This window comes from uncultured Agitococcus sp. (assembly GCF_937920075.1).
Classification (GTDB): Bacteria; Pseudomonadota; Gammaproteobacteria; order Pseudomonadales; family Moraxellaceae; genus Agitococcus.
The window spans coordinates 1-1,943 of the sequence record NZ_CALETI010000034.1 but is presented as its reverse complement, the minus strand read 5'-3'; the positions used below and the strand labels follow the sequence as shown (position 1 = coordinate 1,943).

The following is a 1,943-nucleotide window of genomic DNA, read 5'->3' as shown; positions in this document are numbered from 1 at the left end:
TAGTGCGTAATTCGCAGTCTGAAGTGTTTTCATTGGCGATTATTTTGTTTAAATGCCTGATGTTAGGTCGTCACCCTTATGACATGGTCAATGGCGAAGACCCAGTGAGCAATATGAATTCTGGCCGTTTTGCCTATGGCAAAGGCAATCAAGGTATTCCCAAAGGCGATTGGTACAACATTTGGAGCCATATGCCCTATCAGCTTAAAAGTCTGTTTATTCGTACCTTTAGCGAAGGCGCGCTTAATCCTTCGCTTAGACCCAGTTTGGATGACTGGCATCAAGCTTTGTCTTTGTATGTAAAAGAAATGGACAAAGGCTGGCACGAAGTGGCGGTTAGACCCGAACACGCCAAAAAATCAGAATATCGTGGCACAAATTCGGTGAGTTAGTCCCGTGTGGCGTTTTTACACAGTCTGTCAGTTATTTTTAAGTTATTGGAGCAAAATTATGATTAGCAAAAATCGTCAACGCAAAAAATCAGTACCAGATTGTCAAAGGCCTGTTGTTGCACCTACAGTTGCAACTGAGCCAACTAAGCATGAACCAACCACCATCAGAGTGTTGGCCGAAACCAATCAGCCTGTGGTGATTGAAGTTGAAAATGCGTTGCCTGTGGCAGATAGCCAGCCTGTAAAAGAAGACTCTGTACCAACCGTAGCAAGCGATGCACCAAACACCCAAATTATCCCCGAGCATTTTAGCCAGTGGTGTGTGCCTAATGGCCAATGGCAAGTATTAGCCGAGGCCGTTGTTGGCTTAAGCCATCGTGACAAAAACTTGCCTTGCCAAGATGCGGTGGCTTGTCAGGCGGCTCCGCGTGTTTGTTTGGTGGTGTGCGATGGTGCAGGCAGTTCGGTGGTATCTGAATTGGGCGCAAATGCTTTGGCACAAGGCATGAGTTTGTTATGCCATAGTTTAGAAGCATTTTGGGTGGACTTGCTAGATAGCCCTACCACTCACGATGCTTTATTAGAAAAAATGACCCGTTTGGTGTTGCGCCATGCCAAAGGGATTATTACTCAGTTGGCGACACAGCACAAACGCGAAGCCCGTGATTTTCGTTCGACCTTGTTGATGTTGGTGGTGGGTAAGGCGCACTTGTTTTGGCTAAAGGTAGGTGATGGTGCATTGGTGATTGAGCAAATTGAGCATCGTTATAGTGTGCCTGCTCAGCCTAGTGATGGACGAATAACCCTGTTAAGCACCTTGGGTGAATTGGGCAAAGGCGAGTTTGCCAACCAAACCACGTTTGTGGACGAGCAGCTCAAGTTTTCGGATGTGCAGTTTGGTTTGCAATCGAGTGAGTTTTTAACGGCTTGCGCTGCGATGAGTGATGGTGCTGCCGAAAAGTTAGTGTCGCTTAATCAACAACAGGTTGCAGGTCGTGTGAGCCAATGGTTTGATGCTTTGCGTCAACAACGTTTGGCGCGTAAAACACTGACACAGGCTTTTTATGGCGAGGATTTTAATAAAAATAGCACAGGCGATGACCGTAGTATTGCCTTAGCTGCTTGTGATTTTAAGGCTTAATTTGCTAGCCATTTGTTAAAAACATGGGTACTATAGGGGCTTGGGAACGCCCCTTTTTTGTTCTTTAATAAAATAGCCAAAAACTATTAAAACCCTATTTTTATTAGTTTTTATTATGTTCCACGCGATTGTTTCATGGCGCGGTTTGTCAAAAGCAAATTTCTTCCCAACAGTCCTTGTAACATAATGATTTTATTAAGAAAAAATAGGGGGTGCGGTTCGAACCTCTTCCCAGACTTTATGGGATTAAGACATTTAACCAAGTCGTTCTATGTTCTTTTAAAAGTTCGAACCTCTTCCCAGACTTTATGGGATTAAGACAAACGCGTTTTGACTTTTTGGCTTGAGCGCGTGAGGTTCGAACCTCTTCCCAGACTTTATGGGATTAAGACTGGCAATGCTTTTACAAG

2 protein-coding genes are annotated in these 1,943 nt (G+C 44.5%); both read left to right on the top strand.

All coding sequences use genetic code 11. The features are described 5' to 3' along the window. On the top strand, positions 1–392 hold a 392-nt coding region (locus tag Q0212_RS00990; protein ID WP_297920869.1), incomplete at its 5' end, for a hypothetical protein. 58 nt (positions 393–450) lie between these two features. Then, positions 451–1,533, top strand: coding sequence for a PP2C family serine/threonine-protein phosphatase (locus Q0212_RS00985; RefSeq protein WP_297920866.1), 1,083 nt, complete (start codon positions 451–453; stop codon positions 1,531–1,533). The last annotated feature ends 410 nt before the right edge of the window (positions 1,534–1,943 follow it).

Coding starts and splice junctions, on each gene's coding strand:
- Q0212_RS00985 (WP_297920866.1), top strand. CDS start 451: ATGATTAGCAAAAATCGTCAACGCAAAAAATCAGTACCAGATTGTCAA.